The organism is Streptomyces sp. NPDC001156 (genome assembly GCF_053598275.1).
In genome coordinates, this window is record NZ_JBSFJX010000015.1 from 74,896 (window position 1) to 95,402 (window position 20,507).

At 70.7% G+C, this 20,507-nt stretch carries 18 protein-coding genes; 10 read left to right on the forward strand and 8 right to left on the reverse strand.

Features of this window, described 5'->3' with window-relative positions:
* Positions 1–3: 3 nt before the first annotated feature.
* Positions 4–594, reverse strand: a complete 591-nt coding sequence (locus tag ACWDA7_RS10990; protein ID WP_450603809.1) for a flavodoxin family protein — start codon at positions 592–594, stop codon at positions 4–6.
* Between the two features lie 911 nt (positions 595–1,505).
* On the opposite strand from ACWDA7_RS10990, the gene ACWDA7_RS10995 reads away from it, so the two are divergent.
* Positions 1,506–3,464: a hypothetical protein gene (locus ACWDA7_RS10995; protein ID WP_450603810.1), complete on the forward strand. Its 1,959-nt coding sequence runs from the start codon at positions 1,506–1,508 to the stop codon at positions 3,462–3,464.
* Positions 3,465–3,539: 75 nt separating this feature from the next.
* Here the strand turns inward: ACWDA7_RS10995 and rarD are convergent, their stop codons facing one another.
* Positions 3,540–4,556, reverse strand: coding sequence for an EamA family transporter RarD (rarD, locus tag ACWDA7_RS11000; protein WP_450603811.1), 1,017 nt, complete (start codon positions 4,554–4,556; stop codon positions 3,540–3,542).
* 139 nt (positions 4,557–4,695) lie between these two features.
* The gene (locus ACWDA7_RS11005; protein ID WP_450603813.1) at positions 4,696–5,550 is read right to left on the reverse strand and encodes an SDR family oxidoreductase; all 855 of its coding nucleotides are present in this window, start codon (positions 5,548–5,550) and stop codon (positions 4,696–4,698) included.
* Between the two features lie 91 nt (positions 5,551–5,641).
* Between ACWDA7_RS11005 and ACWDA7_RS11010 the strand changes: the two genes are divergently transcribed.
* Positions 5,642–6,052 carry a winged helix-turn-helix transcriptional regulator gene (locus ACWDA7_RS11010; protein ID WP_450603814.1) on the forward strand — a complete coding sequence of 137 codons (411 nt, stop codon included), beginning with the start codon at positions 5,642–5,644 and terminating at the stop codon, positions 6,050–6,052.
* Positions 6,053–6,062: 10 nt separating this feature from the next.
* Here ACWDA7_RS11010 and ACWDA7_RS11015 read toward each other — a convergent pair whose 3' ends face one another.
* From ACWDA7_RS11015 to ACWDA7_RS11035, 5 genes are all read right to left on the reverse strand, one after another.
* A complete protein-coding gene (locus ACWDA7_RS11015) occupies positions 6,063–7,142 on the reverse strand; it encodes a 2-oxoacid:ferredoxin oxidoreductase subunit beta (RefSeq protein WP_450603815.1) in 1,080 nt (359 codons plus the stop codon).
* Positions 7,135–9,063 carry a 2-oxoacid:acceptor oxidoreductase subunit alpha gene (locus ACWDA7_RS11020; RefSeq protein ID WP_450603817.1) on the reverse strand — a complete coding sequence of 643 codons (1,929 nt, stop codon included), beginning with the start codon at positions 9,061–9,063 and terminating at the stop codon, positions 7,135–7,137. Before ACWDA7_RS11020 ends, ACWDA7_RS11015 begins: the two co-directional genes overlap by 8 nt.
* Before the next feature lie 321 nt (positions 9,064–9,384).
* Positions 9,385–10,044 (reverse strand): response regulator transcription factor, encoded by a 660-nt coding sequence (locus tag ACWDA7_RS11025; RefSeq protein WP_359395325.1) that lies wholly within the window; start codon positions 10,042–10,044, stop codon positions 9,385–9,387.
* A 321-nt stretch (positions 10,045–10,365) separates the two neighbouring features.
* Positions 10,366–11,718, reverse strand: coding sequence for a sensor histidine kinase (locus tag ACWDA7_RS11030; RefSeq protein WP_450603818.1), 1,353 nt, complete (start codon positions 11,716–11,718; stop codon positions 10,366–10,368).
* A 322-nt stretch (positions 11,719–12,040) separates the two neighbouring features.
* Positions 12,041–13,231, reverse strand: a complete 1,191-nt coding sequence (locus ACWDA7_RS11035) for a sensor histidine kinase (protein WP_450603820.1) — start codon at positions 13,229–13,231, stop codon at positions 12,041–12,043.
* Between the two features lie 339 nt (positions 13,232–13,570).
* Here ACWDA7_RS11035 and ACWDA7_RS11040 point away from each other — a divergent pair, with 339 nt between their 5' ends.
* The 8 genes from ACWDA7_RS11040 (at position 13,571) to ACWDA7_RS11075 (ending at position 20,502) form a co-directional block, all read left to right on the forward strand.
* Entirely contained in the window at positions 13,571–14,017 is a 447-nt protein-coding gene (locus ACWDA7_RS11040; RefSeq protein WP_450603844.1) for an NADH-quinone oxidoreductase subunit A, read from the forward strand.
* Positions 14,008–14,664 carry an NADH-quinone oxidoreductase subunit B gene (locus ACWDA7_RS11045; protein WP_450603822.1) on the forward strand — a complete coding sequence of 219 codons (657 nt, stop codon included), beginning with the start codon at positions 14,008–14,010 and terminating at the stop codon, positions 14,662–14,664. Before ACWDA7_RS11040 ends, ACWDA7_RS11045 begins: the two co-directional genes overlap by 10 nt.
* Positions 14,664–15,932 (forward strand): NADH-quinone oxidoreductase subunit C, encoded by a 1,269-nt coding sequence (locus tag ACWDA7_RS11050; RefSeq protein WP_450603823.1) that lies wholly within the window; start codon positions 14,664–14,666, stop codon positions 15,930–15,932. Before ACWDA7_RS11045 ends, ACWDA7_RS11050 begins: the two co-directional genes overlap by 1 nt.
* The gene (locus tag ACWDA7_RS11055) at positions 15,929–16,897 is read left to right on the forward strand and encodes a complex I subunit 1/NuoH family protein (protein WP_450603825.1); all 969 of its coding nucleotides are present in this window, start codon (positions 15,929–15,931) and stop codon (positions 16,895–16,897) included. The genes ACWDA7_RS11050 and ACWDA7_RS11055 overlap by 4 nt, the downstream gene beginning before the upstream one ends.
* Positions 16,898–17,007: 110 nt before the next feature.
* Positions 17,008–17,520 (forward strand): 4Fe-4S binding protein, encoded by a 513-nt coding sequence (locus ACWDA7_RS11060; RefSeq protein ID WP_450603845.1) that lies wholly within the window; start codon positions 17,008–17,010, stop codon positions 17,518–17,520.
* The gene (locus tag ACWDA7_RS11065) at positions 17,517–18,149 is read left to right on the forward strand and encodes an NADH-quinone oxidoreductase subunit J family protein (RefSeq protein ID WP_450603827.1); all 633 of its coding nucleotides are present in this window, start codon (positions 17,517–17,519) and stop codon (positions 18,147–18,149) included. Before ACWDA7_RS11060 ends, ACWDA7_RS11065 begins: the two co-directional genes overlap by 4 nt.
* Complete coding sequence (gene nuoK / locus ACWDA7_RS11070; RefSeq protein ID WP_450603829.1) at positions 18,149–18,514, forward strand: NADH-quinone oxidoreductase subunit NuoK; 366 nt, start codon at positions 18,149–18,151, stop codon at positions 18,512–18,514. Before ACWDA7_RS11065 ends, nuoK begins: the two co-directional genes overlap by 1 nt.
* Complete coding sequence (locus ACWDA7_RS11075; RefSeq protein ID WP_450603831.1) at positions 18,511–20,502, forward strand: NADH-quinone oxidoreductase subunit 5 family protein; 1,992 nt, start codon at positions 18,511–18,513, stop codon at positions 20,500–20,502. The genes nuoK and ACWDA7_RS11075 overlap by 4 nt, the downstream gene beginning before the upstream one ends.
* The last annotated feature ends 5 nt before the right edge of the window (positions 20,503–20,507 follow it).

Genomic DNA, 20,507 nt, shown 5'->3' on the forward strand with positions numbered 1-20,507 from the left:
GGCTCATACGGCCGCGGTCTCGTACGGGAAGCGGGCGAGCGGCGCCGCCTGGGCGAAGCACGTCCCGGCCCGTTCCAGGGCCTGCGTGTCCCGCAGTACGTCACCGGGCCTGCTGCCGTTGCCGAGCAGGACTCCGCCGAAGTGCATCTTCATGTACGCGGCGGTGTTGTTGAGCGTGCCGACGAGTGGATCGGCGACTTCCCGCTCTTCGTCGGCGAGCGCGGTGACGCCCCAAAGCGTGCGGCCCGCCATCTGCTTCCTGAACTCGAGGCCGGGGATGCGCAGCCAGGCCGACCAGTGGTCCAGGTAGCGCTTGGTCTGGCCGGACACCGAGTACCAGTACAGCGGTGACGCGATCACGAGGTCCGTCGCCGCCAGGGTGGCGTCGAGCATCCGCGCGACGTTCCGGCCGGCCGGGTGCAGGGGGTCGCTGTCGTGCCGTACGTCCTCGAAGTCGGGCAGCGGGTTCTCGGCGAGGCTGATCCACTGCTGGCCGACGTCGGCGGGCAGCTGGGCGGCGGCCCTGCGTGCCAGCTGTTCGGTGTTTCCATCGGTGCGGCTGCTGCCGAGGACGAACAGGAAGTGGCGGGTCATGCGGGGCTCCCGGGTTCGGCGGCAGATGCGAGCGACAATATGCATGCGCAGTATATGCACATGAATATACATCCAGAAGTGCCCTCTGGTCCACCAGATGGTCGCCATACGGCCCGGATGGGTGCCCCGTGTCGTCGTACGGCGGTCGGCGTGCTCATCGAGGACCTCTGTTCGTCCCCGGTGAACGCCCCGATCGCGCGGGCGGGTTGCGCGCACTCGCGCGGCGGTGGGCCGCTCAGGCCGCCGGTGCGCCAGGCGGGCACCCACGGCACCCAGTAGACGTAGATCAGCGTCTCCTCGGGCGGTGGTCCGCCCGACGATCTTCACGGGTGGCGAACCTCTCTGCAGCGGGGCCCGATTTCCGGGACGAGTCTGTGACGCGGTGGTGACGGGGGACAGGGGGTGGGGACTGGACACTGAACTGCAAAAGGCATCACTGGAGTTCGGTCGGCGCCTGCGGGCTGCCGTGGTGATCACGGGGTTGTGGCGAAGGTGCGGCACGGCGATGGACGGTGACCGCGTCCGGACGGACTACAACCACATGTGCGCATTCGGCGTCGCTGGAGTGGGAGGGGAGCGATGACAACTACGGTGCTCGTGGCGGATGCTGCGCGTTCGACAGGTTCCGCGCGCCCCGTCTCAGCGACGCGTGCGGCGCGAGCGGGCGGCGTCGAGGGGGATTCCGCAGCACACCCGCGTACGCTGGCCTACCGTGCGCTCCTGGTCGAGGGCACGACCCACGGCCGTGACGGCTGGACGAGGACGGGGCCGCCGGGCCGGCGTCCTGCCGAAGCCGGTGCGTTCGGGGGCGGGCAAACTCTGGCGTTTCCCGGAAGTGCCGGCGGCGGACACGGCGGCACTTCCTTCCCCCACCGACGCACTCTCCATCGACCGACCCGAGTGAGGGAACGATGTCTCGACTCAGCCGCGAGCCCGAGCGCGGGCGGACCGCCGAGGGCGCCGCGTCCGCCGGAGGCGCGGAGGCCGGGGTGACGACGATCGAGGTCCATGTGAGGGGCGACGGTGCAGCGGGTGCGGGCACGACCGTGGGGGGAGTGCCGGTGGTCGCCGCGCCGGGGCAGTCGCCGCAGGAGGCGGTCCTGGACCACCTCCACCGGCTCGCGCTGACCGTGGGCCATCCGGTCCTCGCGGTGGTCCGCGACGAGCGGATCGGGTTCGTGGTGCCGATCAGGGTGTCGGCGGACGGGGCGAGCGAATTCGCGGGGGAGCCGGTACCAGTGGACGCGGCCGAGACACCGTCCCCAGGGCCCGAACGGGCTCTTGACCAGCCGAGGGCGCAGGCGGCACCCCCCGCGACGGCACCTGCACCTGAACCTGTCCGGCCACGGCTGGACAAGCCGACGCACCTGCTGCGCGCCATCGAGGAGCAGCAGCAGTCGGCGGGTGGAGCGGCGACGTTCCCTCTGCACGCGGTACCGGAGCCGACGGCGGGACAGCCCGCGCCGGAACCGCAGCTCGTCACTCCCGGACAGCCGACGGCCCGGGAGCACCCTGTCGCCGGGTCGTTCGTGGCCGCCGGGCGTCCCGTGTCGGCACCGCACTCCGCTGTCCACCGTGAAGCCGCGGAGCATCAGCAGGCCACGCCCGGTCAGGAGGTCCCGGCGGCCGTGCGGTCACGGGTGCCGAATCGTCCCGCGCCGGTGCAGCACCAGGCCGCTGCCTCCCGGGGTTCCGCCCCTGCTCAGTCCGCCGAGGAACCTCTCGCCTCCGGGTCGTTCGTGGCCGCCGGGCGTCCCGTGTCGGCACCGCACTCCGCCGACCGCCGTGAAGCCGCGGCGTATCAGCAGGCCACGCCCGGTCAGGAGGTCCCGGCGGCCGTGCGGCCCCCGGTGCCGCATGGTTCCGCGCAGGTGCAGCACCAGGCCGCTGCCTCGCAGGGCGCCGCCCCCGCTCGGCCCGTCGAGGAACCCCCTGCCGAGGAAGACACCGTCGGCGATCGCCCCTCCCACCTCGGTGCCGCCGTCGCCACCTTCATGCTGCGGGCCATGCCCGAGGCTCCGTTGATCAGCGCCACCTCGGGGCCCGCACAGGTGCTGCCGGGGGGCGGCGCCGTCGCCCCGGGGACGGTCTCCGCCCCGACCGGGACCTTCGGTCCGCCGCCGGTGATGCCCCTCCCGCCCGTGCCGCCGGCACCGGCACCCACCTGGAGGGCGCCGGAGACCGGGCCGGACCAGCCGGAGACGCTCAGGCCCGACTTCGAGCCCGACCCCGACTCGTACTCCACCCCCGCGTGGAAACCCACCCCGGCCCCCCGCACCGCTCGGGTCGCCGAGGTGGAGGAGGCCAAGGAACCGCCTGTCCGGGAGTTCGACTCCGTGGCCGAAGCCGTGCTCGCGCCCGAGTCCGGGGCCGTGCCGCCCGGTGGTGCGGGCGGGCCGATCGCGGAACCCATGGCCCGGATCAACGCGGCCGTGAAGCAGGGCCGTATCGAGGAGGCCGCCGACCTGGCCGAGCGGACGGTCGCAGAGGCCTCGGCCGTGCTCGGTGCCGAGCACCCCGATGTGCTGCGCCTGCGTGAACTCACCGCCTACATCGCCTACCTGGCCGCGGACGCCCTGCGCTCCTTCCACCTCTCCCTCGACCTGGCCCGGCTCCGCCGCCGCCTCGGCGACCCGCGCGGCGCCTACGGGAACGTGCAGAGCGCGGCCGCCGCCTGGCGTGCGGTCCGCGACCCGATCCAGGGGCTGCACCTCGGCCGCGACCTCGTCGCCGTGTGGACCGAACTCGCGACCGATGAAGGTCCCGCAGCCGATGACCTCGATCAGCTCGAACGCGCCCGCAGCCGGATGGTCCGGCTCGCCGAACGCGCCCGCAACGCCGCCGGCGGTGAGCACTCCCGGGGACACTGACCGGAAAGGGGCCAGAGCCGCGCACGGCCCTGGCCCCTCGTATGTCGTTCCGGTCGCCCGATGGACGGCCGCGACTCAAGACGTGGCGTCCACCGGCTGATCGGCTCCCGCCACCACACCGTCCACGGTCCGCTGCGCGCTCACCGTTCCGGTGGCGACGATCCCGCCGGGCGCGGCTGTCCCGGCCCTGAGCGTGCGCGCCGCCCGGTGGGCCGTGCGCAGCGCGTCCCCGGTCAGCAGCGCCAGTGCGATCCACACCAGGGCGAAGCCCGCCCAGCGTTCTGGCGGCATCGCCTCGTGGAAGTAGACGATGCCCAGCAGGAACTGGAAGACCGGTGCCAGGTACTGGAGCAGACCCAGTGTTGACAGCGGCACCCGGATCGCGGCGGCGCCGAAGCAGACCAGGGGGAGCGCGGTGACGACACCGGTCGCGGCGAGCAGCGCCGCGTGCCCCGGCCCACCGGTGGTGAACGTCGAGTCGCCGTGCGCCGTCAGCCACAGCAGATACGCCAGCGCGGGCACGAACTGCACGGCGGTCTCCGCCGCCAGCGACTCGATGCCGCCGAGGCTGACCTTCTTCTTCACCAGTCCGTAGGTGGCGAAGGAGAAGGCGAGGCACAGCGAGATCCACGGCGGCTGGCCGTAGCCGATCGTCAGGACGAGCACCGCGGCGAAGCCGACCCCGACCGCCGCCCACTGGACGGGCCGCAGCCGCTCCTTAAGGATCAGGACACCCATCGCTATGGTGACCAGCGGGTTGATGAAGTAGCCGAGCGAGGCCTCGACCACGTGACCGCTGTTGACGGACCAGATGTAGACGCCCCAGTTGACGGTGATGAGCGCCGCGGCGATGGTCACCAGAACCAGCTTGCGGGGCTGCCGCAGCAGCTCCCCGATCCAGGCCCAGCGCCGCATCACCAGCAGTGCGACGCCGACGAGGACCAGGGACCAGACCATCCGGTGGGCCAGGATCTCGATCGCTCCGGCCGGTTTCAGCAGAGGCCAGAAGAGGGGGACGAGCCCCCACATCCCATAGGCCGCGAAGCCGTTCAGCAGACCTGTCCGCCGCTCACTCTTCGACTTCTCAGCCACGGCCCCTCCTTCTCGCGCGACTGCTCCCGTGCAGCATCCATGAAGGTAGCGCGAGCGCCCCCGCCTGTCATACCCGTATCGCCATACGGTCATGACAGGCGGAGGTGGGCCGGGACGTCCAGGGGCCCGCCGGAGGTGATCAGGCCTTCAGCGCGGCCGTGATCGACTCGCTGATCGGCGTGGTCTGGCGGCCGGTGAGACGGGAGAGGTCTCCCGTGGTGACGGCCAGCTCGCCCTTCTCGATGGAGGCGTCCACGCCGGCCAGGATCGCGGCGAGGGGCTGGGGCAGTCCCGCGCCGGTCAGGATCCCCTTCAGCGCCTCGACGGAGACGCTGTTGTACGCGATCTCCTTGCCGGACTGCCGGCTCAGCTCGGCGGTGTACTCGGCGAAGCCCCAGGCGGTGTCGCCGCTCAGTTCGTACGTCTTGTCCTCGTGGCCCTCGCCGGTCAGCACCGCGACGGCGGCGGCCGCGTAGTCGGCGCGCGAGGCCGAGGCGACCCGGCCCTCCCCGGCGGCCTGGACGACGGCGCCGTGCTCCAGGACGGGGGCGAGGTGCTCGGTGTAGTTCTCGTGGTACCAGCCGTTGCGCAGCAGCACATACGGCACGCCCGAGGCCAGGATGGCCTCCTCGGTGGTCCGGTGGTCATCGGCGAGGGCGGCCGTCAGGCTGCCGGGGGCGCTGGTGTAGGCGAAGAGGGCGACTCCGGCCGCCTTGGCGGCGTCGAGAACGACCTTGTGCTGGCCGGCCCGGCCCTTGTCGAACTCATTGCCGGAGATGAGCAGCACCTTGTCGCCGGTGGCGAAGATGCTGTCGAAGCTCGCGGGGTCGTTGTAGTCGGCGACCGTGATCCGTACGCCGCGCTCCGCGAAGTCGGCGGCCTTCTCCGGGGTGCGGACCACCGCGGTGATCTCCTCGGCCGGAACCTTCTCCAGTAGCTGCTCCACCACGTGGCGGCCGAGGTGTCCGGTGGCTCCGGTGACGACGATGCTCATGACTTGGATCTCCTTGGGGGGTGCGTCTGACACTCACCCTAGGAGGGTCACTAACCTGTGGAAAGTACCCACTTTCAAGTAAGGTACTGGCATGACAGTAAGTAGCGCGGTCGCCCGCGGAGGCGACACCGATGCGGCGATGTGCCCCTACCGTCTGGTGCTGGAGCACGTCACGAGCCGCTGGGGCGTCCTCGTCCTGATCGAGCTCCTCGACCGGCCCCACCGCTTCAGCGAACTGCGCCGCGCGGTCGGGAAGATCGCCCAGGTCAGCGAGAAGATGCTCACCCAGACCCTGCAGACGCTGGAGCGCGACGGCATGGTCCACCGCGACGCCAAGCCAGTGATCCCGCCGAGGGTCGACTACTCCCTGACCGACCTGGGGCGCGAGGCCGCCGAGCAGGTGCGCGCGCTGTCGCTGTGGACTGAGCAGCGCATGGACGACGTCGAAAGGGCCCGCCAGGCATACGACGAGGCCCGGGCATCGAAGGCCCGGGCCTCGTGAGCAGCGTGTCCTAGCCGACGACGGTCCAGGTGTCCCCGCCGGCGAACAGGGCTGCGAGGTCGCCCTTGCCGTTGTGCTCGATGGCGGCGTCGAGCTGGTCGGCCATCTGCGTGTCGTAGACGGGCCGGTCGACCGAGCGGAACACGCCGATCGGCGTGTTGTGGAGCGTGTCCGGATCGGCAAGCCGGGACAGCGCGAACGCCGTGGTGGGGGAGGCCGCGTGGGCGTCGTGGACGAGGATCTCCGCCTCGTTCTCCGGCGTCACGGGCACGACCTTCAGGTCACCGGTGCGGAGGTCGCGCACGACGCCGCGGTTGCCTTCGGGGCCGAAGCGGATCGGCTGTCCGTGCTCCAGACGGATCACGGCTTCCTCGGCGCTCTGCTTGTCCTTGAGGGCGTCGAACGCGCCGTCGTTGAAGATGTTGCAGTTCTGGTAGATCTCCACCAGGGCGGTGCCGGGGTGGGCCGCGGCCTGGCGCAGCACTCCGGTCAAGTGCTTGCGGTCGGAGTCGACGGTACGGGCCACGAAGGACGCCTCGGCCCCGATGGCGAGCGAGACCGGGTTGAAGGGCGCGTCGAGCGACCCCATCGGCGTCGACTTGGTGATCTTGCCGACTTCGGAGGTCGGGGAGTACTGGCCCTTGGTGAGCCCGTAGATCCGGTTGTTGAACAGCAGGATCTTCAGGTTGACGTTGCGGCGCAGCGCGTGGATGAGGTGGTTGCCTCCGATGGACAGCGCGTCGCCGTCACCGGTGACCACCCACACCGACAGATCGCGCCGGGAGGAGGCGAGGCCGGTCGCGATCGCCGGGGCACGTCCGTGGATGGAGTGCATGCCGTACGTGTTCATGTAGTACGGGAAACGGGACGAGCAGCCGATGCCCGAGACGAAGACGATGTTCTCCCTGGCCAGACCCAGTTCCGGCATGAAGCCCTGGACGGCGGCGAGGATCGCGTAGTCACCGCAGCCGGGGCACCAGCGCACTTCCTGGTCCGACTTGAAGTCCTTCATGGACTGCCGGGCCACGGCCTTGGGAACGAGGGAAAGCGCCTCGATCGTGTCCCTGCCTTCCGTGGACGTCTCAGCCATCGATGGCCTCCTTGAGAGCCGCGGCGAGCTGTTCGGCCTTGAACGGCATACCGTTCACCTGGTTGTACGAGTGGGCGTCGACCAGGTACTTCGCCCGGACGAGCGTGGCGAGCTGACCGAGGTTCATCTCGGGGATCACCACCTTGTCATAACGTCTGAGGACCGCTCCCAGATTCCGCGGGAAGGGGTTGAGGTGGCGCAGATGGGCCTGCGCGATCGACTCCCCGGCCGTGCGCAGCCGCCGTACCGCCGCGGTGATCGGGCCGTAGGTCGACCCCCACCCCAGCACCAGCGTCTTCGCCTCCTGCGGATCGTCCACCTCGACGTCGGGGACCTCGATGCCGTCGATCTTCGCCTGGCGGGTGCGCACCATGAAGTCGTGGTTGGCCGGGTCGTAGGAGATGTTGCCCGTGCCGTTCTGCTTCTCGATGCCGCCGATCCGGTGCTCCAGACCCGGCGTGCCGGGAAGCGCCCATGGCCGCGCCAGAGTGTGCGGATCCCGCTTGTAGGGCCAGAACACCTCGGTGCCGTCGTCCAGGGTGTGGTTGGGTCCCTCGGCGAACCGCACCCGCAGGTCGGGCAGCTCGTCCAGGTCCGGGATCCGCCAGGGCTCCGAGCCGTTGGCCAGATAGCCGTCGGAGAGCAGGAAGACGGGCGTGCGGTAGGTGAGCGCGATCCGCGCCGCCTCGAGGGCCGCGTCGAAGCAGTCTGCGGGCGTCTTCGGGGCGATGACCGGGACCGGTGCCTCGCCGTTGCGCCCGAACATCGCCTGCAGCAGGTCCGCCTGCTCCGTCTTGGTCGGCAGACCGGTGGACGGCCCGCCGCGCTGGATGTCGACGACCAGCAGCGGCAGCTCCAGCGAGACGGCGAGGCCGATGGTCTCGCTCTTGAGGGCCACGCCGGGGCCGGAGGTCGTCGTCACCGCGAGCGAGCCGCCGAACGCCGCGCCCAGCGCGGCTCCGATACCGGCGATCTCGTCCTCGGCCTGGAAGGTGCGCACACCGAAGTTCTTGTGCTTGGACAGTTCGTGCAGGATGTCCGAGGCCGGAGTGATCGGGTAGGAGCCCAGGAACAGCGGCAGGTCCGCCTGGCGGGACGCGGCGACCAGCCCGTAGGACAGGGCGAGGTTCCCGGAGATGTTCCGGTAGGTGCCCACCGGGAACGCCTTGACGGCTGGTGCGACCTCGTAGGAGACCGCGAAGTCCTCGGTCGTCTCGCCGAAGTTCCAGCCGGCGCGGAAGGCGGCGATATTGGCGGCCGCGATGTCCGGCTTCTTCGCGAACTTCGACTTCAGGAACTTCTCGGTGCCCTCGGTCGGGCGGTGGTACATCCACGACAGCAGGCCCAGCGCGAACATGTTCTTGCTGCGCTCGGCCTCCTTGCGGGAGAGGTCGAACTCCTTGAGCGCCTCGACGGTGAGCGTGGTCAGCGGCACCGGGTGGACGCTGTAGCCGTCCAGCGAGCCGTCCTCCAGGGGACTGGCCTCGTAGCCGACCTTCTGCATGGCCCGCTTGGTGAACTCGTCCGTGTTGACGATGATCTCCGCGCCGCGCGGCAGGTCGCCGACGTTCGCCTTCAAGGCGGCCGGGTTCATCGCCACCAGCACGTTCGGCGCATCCCCGGGGGTCAGGATGTCGTGGTCGGCGAAGTGCAGCTGGAAGGAGGAGACGCCCGGCAGCGTGCCTGCGGGGGCGCGGATCTCGGCGGGGAAGTTCGGCAGCGTCGACAAGTCGTTGCCGAAGGACGCCGTCTCCGAGGTGAAACGGTCACCGGTGAGCTGCATGCCGTCACCGGAGTCTCCCGCGAACCGGATGATCACCCGGTCGAGCTTGCGTACGTCCTTCCCGCCCGCCGGTTTGCGCTGTTCTCCTACGACGGCTTCGTCTGCCTGCTCCGCTGGACTGCTGACCTGGCTGGTCACTGAACTGGACCTCCCTCGAGGCGGCTGACCGGGACGGGCCGTCCCGCCGGCCTTCCCACGATCAACCCTACGTCCGTAAGGGTCGCCTTCCCCCGGCCGTTCGCATGATGGACATCATGGCGAGACGATCCGGCGCCCTGAATTGTCATGATTTACCCACCCCCCGACCGTGCTTTTGAAGACGTTCCGTGCTCATCCTTTGGTTTCCGGTGCTTCTGGCGTACTCGGCGCGCCGACTCGCGGGGCGGCCGGCGCGGACCGGCGGAACGCCGGACCCGAGCGTGCCGCCGGAGCCCCGCTGTCTGAAACAGTGTCAGTCGATCAGGAATTGAGGTAGGTGAGGACGGCCAGAACACGCCGGTGATCCCCGTCACTCTGCGACAGGCCGAGCTTCAGGAAGATGTTGCTCACGTGCTTCTCGACCGCTCCGTCGCTCACGACGAGCTGCCGGGCTATCGCGGAGTTCGTCCGCCCCTCGGCCATCAGCCCCAGGACCTCACGCTCGCGCGGGGTGAGCGCCGCGAGCACGTCCTGCTTGCGGCTGCGTCCGAGCAGCTGTGCGACGACCTCCGGATCCAGTGCGGTGCCCCCCTTGGCCACCCGCACCACGGCGTCCACGAACTCGCGCACCTCGGCGACCCGGTCCTTGAGCAGATAACCGACTCCACGGCTGGAACCAGCCAGCAGCTCGGTCGCATACCGCTCCTCGACGTACTGGGACAGAACCAGTACGCCCAGCCCCGGATGCACCTTGCGCAGCTGGACCGCCGCCCGGACCCCCTCGTCCGTATGGGTGGGCGGCATCCGCACGTCGGCGACGACGACATCGGGCAGCTCGCCGCGGTCCGCCAACTCGGTGATGGTCTTGATCAGTGCGTCCCCGTCCCCGACACCGGCGACGACCTCATGCCCGCGGTCGGTCAGCAGCCGGGTCAGGCCCTCTCTGAGCAGCACTGAATCCTCGGCGATGACCACCCGCACCCTGTCCTCCACGATCCTCGGCCCCCGCGCCTTCAGTTTTCGGCCGCGCGTCCTGTGCGTCCGGTGGTGTCCCGGGCGGCCTCTGGTCCCGCCGCCCCTCGGCACCCTCAGTATCTCGCCGTCCGCGCTTCCTCACCGGGCCTGTGGACAGACTGGCCGGGCGTGTTCTTTCCGCCGGCCGGGGGCGTGAGCGGCAAGCAGGCGGAAGGAGGGCGTGCGCGAAGGCGGCGCGGCGCCCGCGCACGTCCTGTTCCCCCACGGCCGAGCCCCCCGTTCGGACGAACGAACAGGGGGCGGTGTGCCGCGGCGGTGCCTGGACGGTCAGGCCGACCGCCAGGGCAGTTCGGCGGTGATCCGGGTCGGCCCCCCGGGCGGGGAATCCACCACGAGAATCCCGTCCACCGCGTCGAGGCGACCGGCCAGCCCGGCCAGCCCCGAACCGGCGGAGGCGTCCGCACCCCCCAGCCCGTCGTCCGTCACCTGCAGCAGCAGCCGGTCCTCCACCCGCCAGACGTCCACCGTGGCCCGTGACGCCTGGGCGTGCTTGCTGATGTTCTGCAACAGCTCCGACACCGTGAAGTACGCGATCCCCTCGATCGCCGGCGCCGGCCGCGACGGCAAGTCGACCTCCACCCGCACCGGAACCGTGCACCGCGAGGCCACCGCCGACAGCGCCGCGTCCAGACCCCGGTCCGTCAGCACCGCCGGGTGGATCCCACGGGCGAGGTCCCGCAGTTCCTGCAGCGCCGTCTTCACCTCACCGTGCGCCTCGTCCACCATCCGCGCCGCCGCATGCGGATCCTCCGTCAGCTTCTCCTTCGCCAGCCCCAGATCCATGGCCAGCGCCACCAGCCGCGCCTGCGCCCCGTCGTGCAGATCCCGCTCGATGCGCCGCAGATCAGCCGCCGCCGTGTCGACCACCACCCCGCGGTCCGACTCCAGCTCCACCACGCGCGTCGCCAGTCGCGACGGTCCGAGCAGACCGTGCACCAGCAGCCGGTCCACGGTTGTCAGACCCCGCACGATCCACGGCGTGGCCAGCGTGAACAACAGCCCGACCAGGGCGGTCACCGTGATCTCGAACGGGTTGTCGAGGTAGACGTGGTGCGCCTCGTCGCCGTACAGCTGAATCCCGCCCTGGCCGGCGTACGCCGGGAACACCCAGAACCACAGCGGATAGGTCAGCATGCCCCAGCCGGTCACCCACAGGGTCACCCCCACGGTGAACGAGAACACCGCCCACGGGAACTGCAGCACCGTGTACAGCATGTGCCGCCACGACGTCCCGCTCTTGAGCATCGCCCCCATCCAGGCCATCGCCCCGCGCCCCTTGGGCGACAGCGGCTCCGGTTCGGCCACCTCCAGCCCCAGCAGGCCCCGTGCCCGCGCCCGCTCGAGTATCCCGAAGCCCCGGCACCCCGCGAGCGCCGCCGCGAGTACCGGGATCCCGAGGAAGGTCACCAGCAGTCCCGCCCCGAGCGAGAACATCGTGACGCTGTACGTGAACATCGCGATCCCGAGCGGCAGGCTCAGCAGCAGGTAGCAGAGCTCACCCCACGCGCGCCGCTCGATCGGCGCCCGCAGCGCGACCGGAAGCCGGTGCCGCCGCCCCCCGGCACCTTGGGACCCAGGGCCATCCCAGTCTGCGTACCCCTGCCCGTACTGCGTGGCCATCGGCTCGTCCGTTCTCCTCGTCGTGCACCCCGCCGCGGCCGCTCTTTCGGCCCGCGCTGTTTCGTACGTCCACCCTGCTGTTTCCGCGCCGGCCAGGCCATGGAGCGGGTCGGCGTCTTCAAGCGGGGGTTTTCCCCACCCTGCACTTCACGCGGATACGGGTGGTCGGAAGACCTCGTAGAAGCAGCAAGTAGAGGTGGAAGGAAGAAGGCCGGACGCGCGCCCCTGCCCCGATCGCTCCCTGGTACGGGAGCGGTCGTCATGCGGGAGCGGTAGTACGCCCCCGCGTACTACCGCTCCCGAAACCCCTTCCGCGTGCCCGCTACCGCTGACGTGTCTCGTCGCCCCGGTCCCGCCACGGAAGCTCCGCCGTGACGACCGTAGGACCGCCCAGCGGCGAGTCGACGACGAACAGGCCGTCGACCGCGCCCAGCCGCTCCGCGAGCCCCGCCATTCCACTGCCGCCGTCGAGGCGGGCGCCACCGCGGCCGTCGTCCCTCACCTGCATCATCAGCCGCTGGTCAGCCCGCCAGACCTCGACGGAGGCGGTCCTCGCCCCACTGTGCTTGCTGATGTTCTGCAGCAGTTCGGAGACCGTGAAGTAGGCGATGCCCTCGATCGCCGCGGCCGGCCTCGTCTCCAGGTCGACGGTCACCTTCACGGGGACGGTGCACCGCGTGGCGACCGCCGAGAGCGCCGCGTCCAGACCCCGGTCGGTGAGCACTGCGGGATGGATGCCGCGGGCGAGGTCCCGCAGTTCCTGCAGCGCGAGCTTCACCTCGCCGTGCGCCTCGGCGACCATCGCCGCCGCCGCGTCCGGGTCCTCGAGCAACTTCTCCTTGGCCAGACCGAGTCCCATCGCCAGGTTCACCAGCCGGGCCTGCGCCCCGTCGTGCAGGTCGCGTTCGATACGGCGCAGATCCGCCGCCGCGGTGTCCACGACCACCCCGCGGTCGGACTCCAGTTCCGCGATGCGCCGTTCCAGTTCGTCCGAGGGCGACAGAAGCCCCCGCACCATCGCCCGGTCCACGTTCGTCAGCCCCCGCGCGATGAACGGCAGGACCGGCCAGAGGAGGAACAGCGACACGAGCGTCACCGTGAAGGTCGCGATCCCCCAGGGCAGCCGGATGAAGTCGTACAGCATCGTCCGCCAGCCCACCGGGTCCTTCAGGGCCATCCACAGCCGCTGCATCACCCCGCCGCCCCGGCGCAACGGCAGCGGACTCGGCTCCTCCACCCGCACCCCGAGCAGCGCCCTGGCCCGCGCCCGCTCCGCCTTGCCCAGCTGCCGCGCGCCCATGAGCCCGGCTGCCAGCAGCGGCAGGCCGATCACGGTCGCCGTCAGCCCCGCCCCTGTGGACAGCACCGTTACCACGTACGTGAAGCCGACGAGCGCCATCGGCAGGTTCGCGAGCAGATGCGCGATCTCCCGCCAGGTGTATCCGTCCAGAGCGAAGCGCGGCGGTGGGCGCTCGTCGTCCCCGGCGTCGCGGCTCGTGAGGGGTTCGGTCATATCTCCCGGCATTTCCGGCGCATCTTCCGGCCTTTTTCGGTCATGAACACCAGCCTGCCAACCCGGAGCGTCATGACGCCATGAGGCGGACCGCCGCCGTGTGGTGGGGCAAACCCCACCCCGGCGGGACCGCCTCAGAGTGAGCGCAGGCCGCACCAGGGGTACGTGAGCGGAGCCGCACGAGGAGTACCGGCCTATCCCGAGCACGACGGGCTGCTTACCCTCTCTTTAGCAGGGCCTAGACTCCCGTGCGTACAGAACGTCGAACACATGGTTCGCCAGGGTCACGAGGTCAGGGAGTGAGGGGCTGACGTGTCGGATCCGACCGCCATCGCCGTCATGGCGAAGACCGTGAGCACCGGAATCGCGGGGAACGTTTCCACGGCGGGAACCAGAAGCGCCGGAAACGTCGTCGCGGCGGGCTACTTCCAGTCCTATTCCGTCGTCGGGCTGCTCGCCGTCGTGGGCGTGCTCTTCGTGGCCGTCGCCTTCGGCGCGGGCCGTCTGCTGCGCCCGGTCGTGCCCACGCCCGAGAAGCTGCTGACCTACGAGTGCGGCGTCGACCCCGTCGGCGAGGGCTGGGCCCACACACAGGTCCGCTACTACGTCTACGCGTTTCTGTACGTGATCTTCGCCGTCGACTCGATCTTCCTGTTCCCTTGGGCGACGGTCTTCGCCGCCCCCGGCTACGGTGCGACGACGCTCGTGGAGATGTTCATCTTCCTCGGCTTCCTGACCGTGGGCCTGCTGTACGCATACAAGAAGGGGGTCCTGGCATGGACGTGAACCCCTCCATCCCGTCGGCTCCCGAGCCGGTGCTGCTGCCGGAGCCCGGGGTCCTCCCCGCCGAAGGCAACGCGAGGCTCGGCGTGCTGTCCCGTCTCGCCCCCGAGCCGATGAAGGTGGTCCTGAACTGGGGCCGCCGGTACTCCCTGTGGGTCTTCAACTTCGGCCTCGCCTGCTGCGCGATCGAGTTCATCGCGGCGTCGATGGCCCGCCACGACTTCATCCGGCTCGGTGTGATCCCGTTCGCCCCCGGTCCTCGCCAGGCCGACCTGATGGTGGTGTCCGGAACGGTCACGGACAAGATGGCCCCGGCCGTCAAACGCCTGTACGAGCAGATGCCCGAGCCGAAGTACGTGATCTCCTTCGGCGCGTGCTCGAACTGCGGCGGCCCCTACTGGGACTCGTACTCCGTCACGAAGGGCGTCGACCAGATCATCCCGGTCGATGTGTACGTCCCCGGCTGTCCGCCGCGCCCCGAGGCGCTTCTCCAGGGCATCCTCAAACTCCAGGAGAAGATCGCGCGCGAGTCGTTGGGGGAGCGGTACGGCGCCGCGGCTCCGCGGGCGTCCGTGGCCGCGCTGCAGAGCGGGCTCGTACGTCCGCCGCTCAGCGGTGCCACCGATGCCACCAGTGAGGGGGGCGTGTGATGACCGCGGCCGGCTGGCTGCCAGCGCCCGCCGAGGAACTGTTCGGCACCGAGGCCACGGCGGAGCAGTCGTACGAGGTCCTGACGGTGGACGTACCCCCGTCGGCCTGGATCCCCGCGCTGCGCACCGCCCGTGACGAGCTCGGCTGTACCTACTTCGACTGGCTGAGCGCGGTCGACGAACCGGGCACGGGCTTCCGCGTCTCGGCGCACGTCGTCGCCCTGTCCCCGGTACGGCGGCTGTTGCTGCGGACGACCGTCCCGCACGAGGCACCGGTTCTGCCCTCCGCCGTGGACGTGTACGCGGGCGCGGCCTGGCACGAGCGCGAGACGCACGAGATGTTCGGCGTCCTCTTCGAGGGCCACCCGGCCCTGGAGCACCTGCTTCTGCCGGAGACCTTCGAGGGCCACCCCCTGCGCAAGGACTTCGTCCTGGCCGCCCGGGTCGCGAAGGCCTGGCCGGGAGCCAAGGAACCGGGCGAGTCGGAGCACGGCGGCCCGAAGCGGCGCCAGATGCTGCCCCCGGGCGTCCCCGATCCGAACGAGTGGGGCCCGCTCAAGGGCCAGCTTCCCCCGGCTCCCGCCCGCCCGGCCCGGGCCGCAGGGCGCGCGGCCGGCGAACGCCCGGTCCGCCGCGCCCGCACGGCAGCGGAGGGCTCGGCGAGCCAGGCTCCGGCTACTCCGGCCACGAGCGAGCCCGGGGAGACGTCCGGCGCGCCCCGCCGCGCGCGGAGTGCGTCGCAGGGCTCGGCCTCGCAACGCGGCGCGGAGCCGGCCACCGGGTCTGCGGCTCCGCCGGCGGGTGTCCGGCGTGCGCGGAGTGCGTCGGAGGGTTCGGCTTCGCAGCGTGCGGAAGGTACGGGGGGTGGGGAGGCTTCTGCGGCTCCGACCGCCGGTGCCCGGCGTGCGCGCAGCGCGTCCGAGAGTTCCGCCTCCCAACGTGCCGTTGCCCCGGAATCGGAGGACACAGCCGCGGGGCGCCCGGCTGGGTCGCGCAGCTCCGACGCTCCTTGGCACCACGCCCGCCCGGCTTTCGACGAGCCCGAGTCCGAGTCCGCCGCCGAACCTCCGGCCAAGGCGGAGGCCGGACCGCCGGCCGAAACGGAGGGCGAACCGCAAGCCGAACCGGAAGCAGCCGAGACGGCCGAGACGGCCGAGACTGCTGAGGCGACCGGGAGCGAGGAACGTCCCGAGGACGCCCGTCGTCCTGAGCCCCCGACCCGCGACGAACCCCGCACCCCCGACGATCCCTCAGGAGGCACGCAGTGAACGGCGCTCTGGACGTCGCCCTGCGGCTTCTCGTCGTGTTCGTCGTCTTCCTCACCTTCCCGCTGATCATCGGTCAGACGGAACACAAGGTCATGGCCCATATGCAAGGACGCCTCGGCCCGATGTACGCGGGCGGATTCCACGGCTGGGCACAGCTCGTCGCCGACGGTGTGAAGTTCGCGCAGAAGGAGGACGTCGTCCCGGCGGGTGCGGACCGACGCATCTTCCAGCTGGCCCCCGCCGTCGCCCTGCTCCCGTACCTCCTGATCCTCCTCGTCATCCCCATAGGCCCCGGCGAGGGCGCCGTCGGTCAGGTCGTCGACGCGGGCATCTTCTTCGTGCTGGCCGTCATGGGCGTCGGCGTCCTCGGCTCGCTCATGGCCGGCTGGGCCTCCGCCAACAAGTACTCCCTTCTCGGCGGCCTCCGCACCGCCGCCCAGCTCCTCGCCTACGAACTCCCGATGCTGCTCGCCGCCGCCTCGGTGGCGATGGCGGCGGGCACCGTCTCGCTCCCCGGCATCGTCGACGCCTTCGAGTGGTGGTGGGTGCCCTGGCAGCTCGTCGGCGCGCTCGTCTTCTTCGTGGCCGGCCTCGCCGAACTGCAACGCCCGCCCTTCGACATGCCCGTCGCCGACTCCGAGATCATCTTCGGCGCCTACACCGAGTACACCGGCCTGCGATTCGCCCTGTTTCTCCTCGCCGAGTACGCCGGAATCATCGTCCTGTGCGGCCTGACCACCGTCCTCTTCCTCGGCGGATGGCACGGCCCCTGGGGCGCCGGTGGCCTCGGCTGGCTGTGGACGCTCCTCAAGACCGCGATCCTCGCCTTCGTCGTCATCTGGCTGCGCGTCACCTATCCCCGTCTGCGCGAGGACCAGCTCCAGAAGTTCTCCTGGACGCTCCTCGTCCCCCTCTCTCTCGCCCAGATCGCCCTCACCGGCATCGTCAAGGTGGTGATCTCCTGATGTCCCGCCCGTCGCCCGGCCAGGGTTCCTCGACGACGCCGTCCGGGCGGTCCCGGCTGTCGATTCCCGGCTCCGGTCTCGCCAAGGGCCTGGCCGTCACCCTGCGCACGATGACGAAGAAGACGGTCACCCAGCAGTACCCGGACGCCCGGCCCGCCCTCCCGCCTCGCAGCCGCGGCGTCATCGGGCTGTTCGAGGAGAACTGCACGGTCTGCATGCTCTGCGCCCGCGAATGCCCGGACTGGTGCATCTACATCGACTCCCACAAGGAGACGATCCCGGCCGCGGCCCCCGGCGGCCGTGAGCGCAGCCGCAACGTGCTCGACCGCTTCGCCATCGACTTCTCCCTCTGCATGTACTGCGGTATCTGCATCGAGGTCTGCCCCTTCGACGCCCTGTTCTGGTCCCCGGAGTTCGAATACGCCGAGACCGACATCCGCGACCTCACCCACGAGCGTGACAAGCTCCGTGAGTGGATGTGGACCGTGCCCGCCCCGCCCGCCCTCGATCCTGGCGCCGAGGAACCCAAGGAGCTCGCCGCCGCCCGCAAGACCGCCGAGAAGCTCGCCGCCGTACAGGCCGAGCCGACTGAGCCTGCCGGTCCGCAGGGAGGAGAGTCGTGAGCCTTGCCATCGCGGCGGTGACCACGGCCGCCACCCAGACGCACGGCTTCCTCTCCCCGACCGGCGTCGAGATCGCTTTCCTGCTCGTCGGCTTGGTCACCTTCGGCGCCGCGCTCGTCACGGTCACCACCAGGCAGCTGGTGCATGCCGCCCTGTGGCTGGTGGTGACCCTCGGCGGACTCGCCGTCGAATACCTCCTGCTCACCGCCGAGTTCATCGCGTGGATGCAGGTACTCATCTACGTCGGCTCCGTCGTCGTCCTCCTTCTGTTCGGTCTGATGCTCACCAAAGCCCCCATCGGCCGCTCCCCGGACGCCGACTCGGGCAATCGTTGGGCCGCCCTCACCGTGGCGGTCGCCGCCGCGGCCGCTCTGGTGTGGGTGGTCGTCGACGCCTTCCGCACGACCTGGATCGACCTCGGCGCGGCCGCCTCCGGCTCCACCAAGGTCACGGGCGCCAGCCTGTTCCAGAACTGGGTCCTCCCCTTCGAGGCCCTCTCCGTCCTCCTTCTCGCCGCTCTCGTGGGCGCGATCGTCCTGTCCCGCAAGTCGAAGGCGGACAAGGCAGCCGCCACCACGAGCACCGCGACCGTCCCCGGCAGCCAGAGCGAGAAGGAGGGCGTCCGCTGATGCACCTCGCCTATCCCGCCGTACTCTCCGCCCTCCTCTTCTCGACGGGCCTGTACGGCGTCCTCGCCCGGCGCAACGCGATCCTGGTCCTGATGTCGGTCGAGCTGATGCTCAACGCCGTCAACCTCAACCTGGTCGCCTTCGACGTCTGGCTGAGCAGGACAGCCCGGGAAACGCTGCACTCCGGCCAAGCCCTGACTCTGTTCACCATCGCCATCGCCGCCGCCGAGATCGGCATCGGCCTGGCGATCGTTCTCGCCGTCTACCGCAACCGCGGCACCTCGGACATCGACAGACTCCGCGACACCGCCGAGGGCCCCGAAAGCGAACCCCCCGCGGCTGAGAAGGCTGAGGCCACCGCGTGACCACGACCACCCTCGCCGTCCTCGTCCCCCTTCTTCCGTTCCTGGGCGCCGCGGCAGGCCTGCTGTTCGGCCGCACGGCCCCGGGCTTCGTCCGCCCGATCGCCGTCCTGCCCAGCCTCGCGTCCCTGGCGCTGGCTGTGCTGATCGCTGCGCGCCAAGGCGGTGGCGCGACCATCGAGTCCGCCACCGAGCTCACGCCCACCGGCTCGGTCCCGATCGAGCTGGCCCTGAACATCGACGGATTCGCCGCCCTCGTCGCCGTCCTGGTCGGCGTCGTCGCCTCGTGCGTGCAGATCTACTCGACGGGCTACCTGCGGGACGACCCGCGTTACCCCTCCTACGCCGCTCTCGTCTCCCTGTTCACCTCAGCGATGCTCCTGGTCGTCTACTCGGGCGATCTGATCGTGCTGCTGGTGGGCTGGGAAATCATGGGCATCTGCTCCTACTTCCTGGTCGGCCACTACTGGGAGACCCCGGAGGCCCGGGCCGCCTCCATCAAGGCCTTCCTGGTCACCAAGCTCGGCGACATCCCCTTCCTGATCGGTCTGTTCGCGCTGGGCACCGACGCCGGCTCCTTCCGCATCACACGCGTACTCGGCACCGTCGCGGGCGGCGGACTGCATCACCCAACCCTGGTCGCGCTGCTGCTGCTGGCCGGCGTGGCCGGCAAGTCGGCGCAGTTCCCGCTGCACACCTGGCTCCCCGACGCGATGGCGGGCCCGACCCCCGTCTCCGCGCTGATCCACGCCGCGACCATGGTCGCCGCCGGTGTCTACTTCATCGCCCGTCTCCTCCCGGTCTTCGAGGCCTCCTTGGCCGCGATGCTCGTCCTCGCCGTCATGGCCGCGGTCACCATGGCCGGCTCGGCGCTCGCCGCCCTCGCCCAGGACGACATCAAACGCGTTCTCGCGTACTCCACGATCGGCCAGCTGGGCTATATGACCGGAGCCCTCGCCGTCGGCGACCGCAGTGCCGCCGTCTTCCACCTCCTCGCCCACGGCGCCTTCAAGGCGCTGCTGTTCCTCGCCGCCGGCGTGATCATCCACGCAGCCGGCACCAACTCGCTGGCCGCCATGTCCCGTATGAAGGACCTGCGCCTGCGCGTCCCCGACGCCTACTGGACGATGACCGTGGCGCTCCTCGCGCTCGCCGCGATCCCGCCGTTCGCCGGCTTCTTCTCCAAGGAGACCGTCCTCGGCGCGGCCGAGCACGTCGCCACCGGCCACACCGAGCACGCACCTGTCGCGGCCGGCTGGATCGTCCTCGTCACCGGTCTCGTCACCGCCCTGCTGACCGCCGCGTACGCGACCCGTCTGTGGCTGCTCGCCTTCCGCGGCCACGGCGCCGAGGCTCCCGACCACGGAAGGCAGCCCCTCGTCATGAACGCCGTGTTGTGGGTACTCGCGGTGCCCTCGCTGGCGTTCGGACTCGTGTACAGGCTGCTGCCCGACTGGTTCGACGGCCGCTCCCTGACCCCGACGCTCACCACTGCCGTCCTCGGCACGGGCCTCGCTCTGGTGGGCGGACTCATGACGTACAGCGCCTGGCGGCACACCACCGCGCTCGCGGGGCGTGTCCCGCTCGGCGCGGTGGCGGCCCACCCCGAGGCGGACGCCGGTCTGGTGGAGGCCGAAGCCATCGCCAGCCACCTCCCCGCCTACGGCGATGTGGCCTACGCACCGGACCCGGCCGACCCCGGCCGCCTACTGCTCGGCCCGCTGCACCGCCACGCGGCCGTCGGCTTCCACCTGGACGCCGTGTACAACCTGCTCTTCGTCCGTCCGGTCCAGGCCGGAGCGGCACTCGTCCGGTTCCTCGACCGCGAGGTCGTCGAGACCTACGTACGCGGCGCCGGCGCACTGCCCCGGCTGCTCGGGGCCGCTGTACGACGCGCCCAGACGGGCAATGTGCAGACCTATGTGAGCGCGCTGCTCGCCGGCACCGTCGTCCTGGTGGTGGCCGCCCTCCTAGTCGCCACGGGAGCGTGAGCCGG

What these genes read in the sequence shown, in the direction of transcription:
- ACWDA7_RS10990 (WP_450603809.1), bottom strand. Translation starts at nt 594, where the DNA reads ATGACCCGCCACTTCCTGTTCGTCCTCGGCAGCAGCCGCACCGATGGA.
- ACWDA7_RS10995 (WP_450603810.1), top strand. Translation starts at nt 1,506, where the DNA reads ATGTCTCGACTCAGCCGCGAGCCCGAGCGCGGGCGGACCGCCGAGGGC.
- ACWDA7_RS11005 (WP_450603813.1), bottom strand. Translation starts at nt 5,550, where the DNA reads ATGAGCATCGTCGTCACCGGAGCCACCGGACACCTCGGCCGCCACGTG.
- ACWDA7_RS11010 (WP_450603814.1), top strand. Translation starts at nt 5,642, where the DNA reads ATGACAGTAAGTAGCGCGGTCGCCCGCGGAGGCGACACCGATGCGGCG.
- ACWDA7_RS11015 (WP_450603815.1), bottom strand. Translation starts at nt 7,142, where the DNA reads ATGGCTGAGACGTCCACGGAAGGCAGGGACACGATCGAGGCGCTTTCC.
- ACWDA7_RS11030 (WP_450603818.1), bottom strand. Translation starts at nt 11,718, where the DNA reads ATGGCCACGCAGTACGGGCAGGGGTACGCAGACTGGGATGGCCCTGGG.
- ACWDA7_RS11035 (WP_450603820.1), bottom strand. Translation starts at nt 13,231, where the DNA reads ATGACCGAACCCCTCACGAGCCGCGACGCCGGGGACGACGAGCGCCCA.
- ACWDA7_RS11040 (WP_450603844.1), top strand. Translation starts at nt 13,571, where the DNA reads ATGGCGAAGACCGTGAGCACCGGAATCGCGGGGAACGTTTCCACGGCG.
- ACWDA7_RS11045 (WP_450603822.1), top strand. Translation starts at nt 14,008, where the DNA reads ATGGACGTGAACCCCTCCATCCCGTCGGCTCCCGAGCCGGTGCTGCTG.
- ACWDA7_RS11050 (WP_450603823.1), top strand. Translation starts at nt 14,664, where the DNA reads ATGACCGCGGCCGGCTGGCTGCCAGCGCCCGCCGAGGAACTGTTCGGC.
- ACWDA7_RS11060 (WP_450603845.1), top strand. Translation starts at nt 17,008, where the DNA reads ATGACGAAGAAGACGGTCACCCAGCAGTACCCGGACGCCCGGCCCGCC.
- nuoK (WP_450603829.1), top strand. Translation starts at nt 18,149, where the DNA reads ATGCACCTCGCCTATCCCGCCGTACTCTCCGCCCTCCTCTTCTCGACG.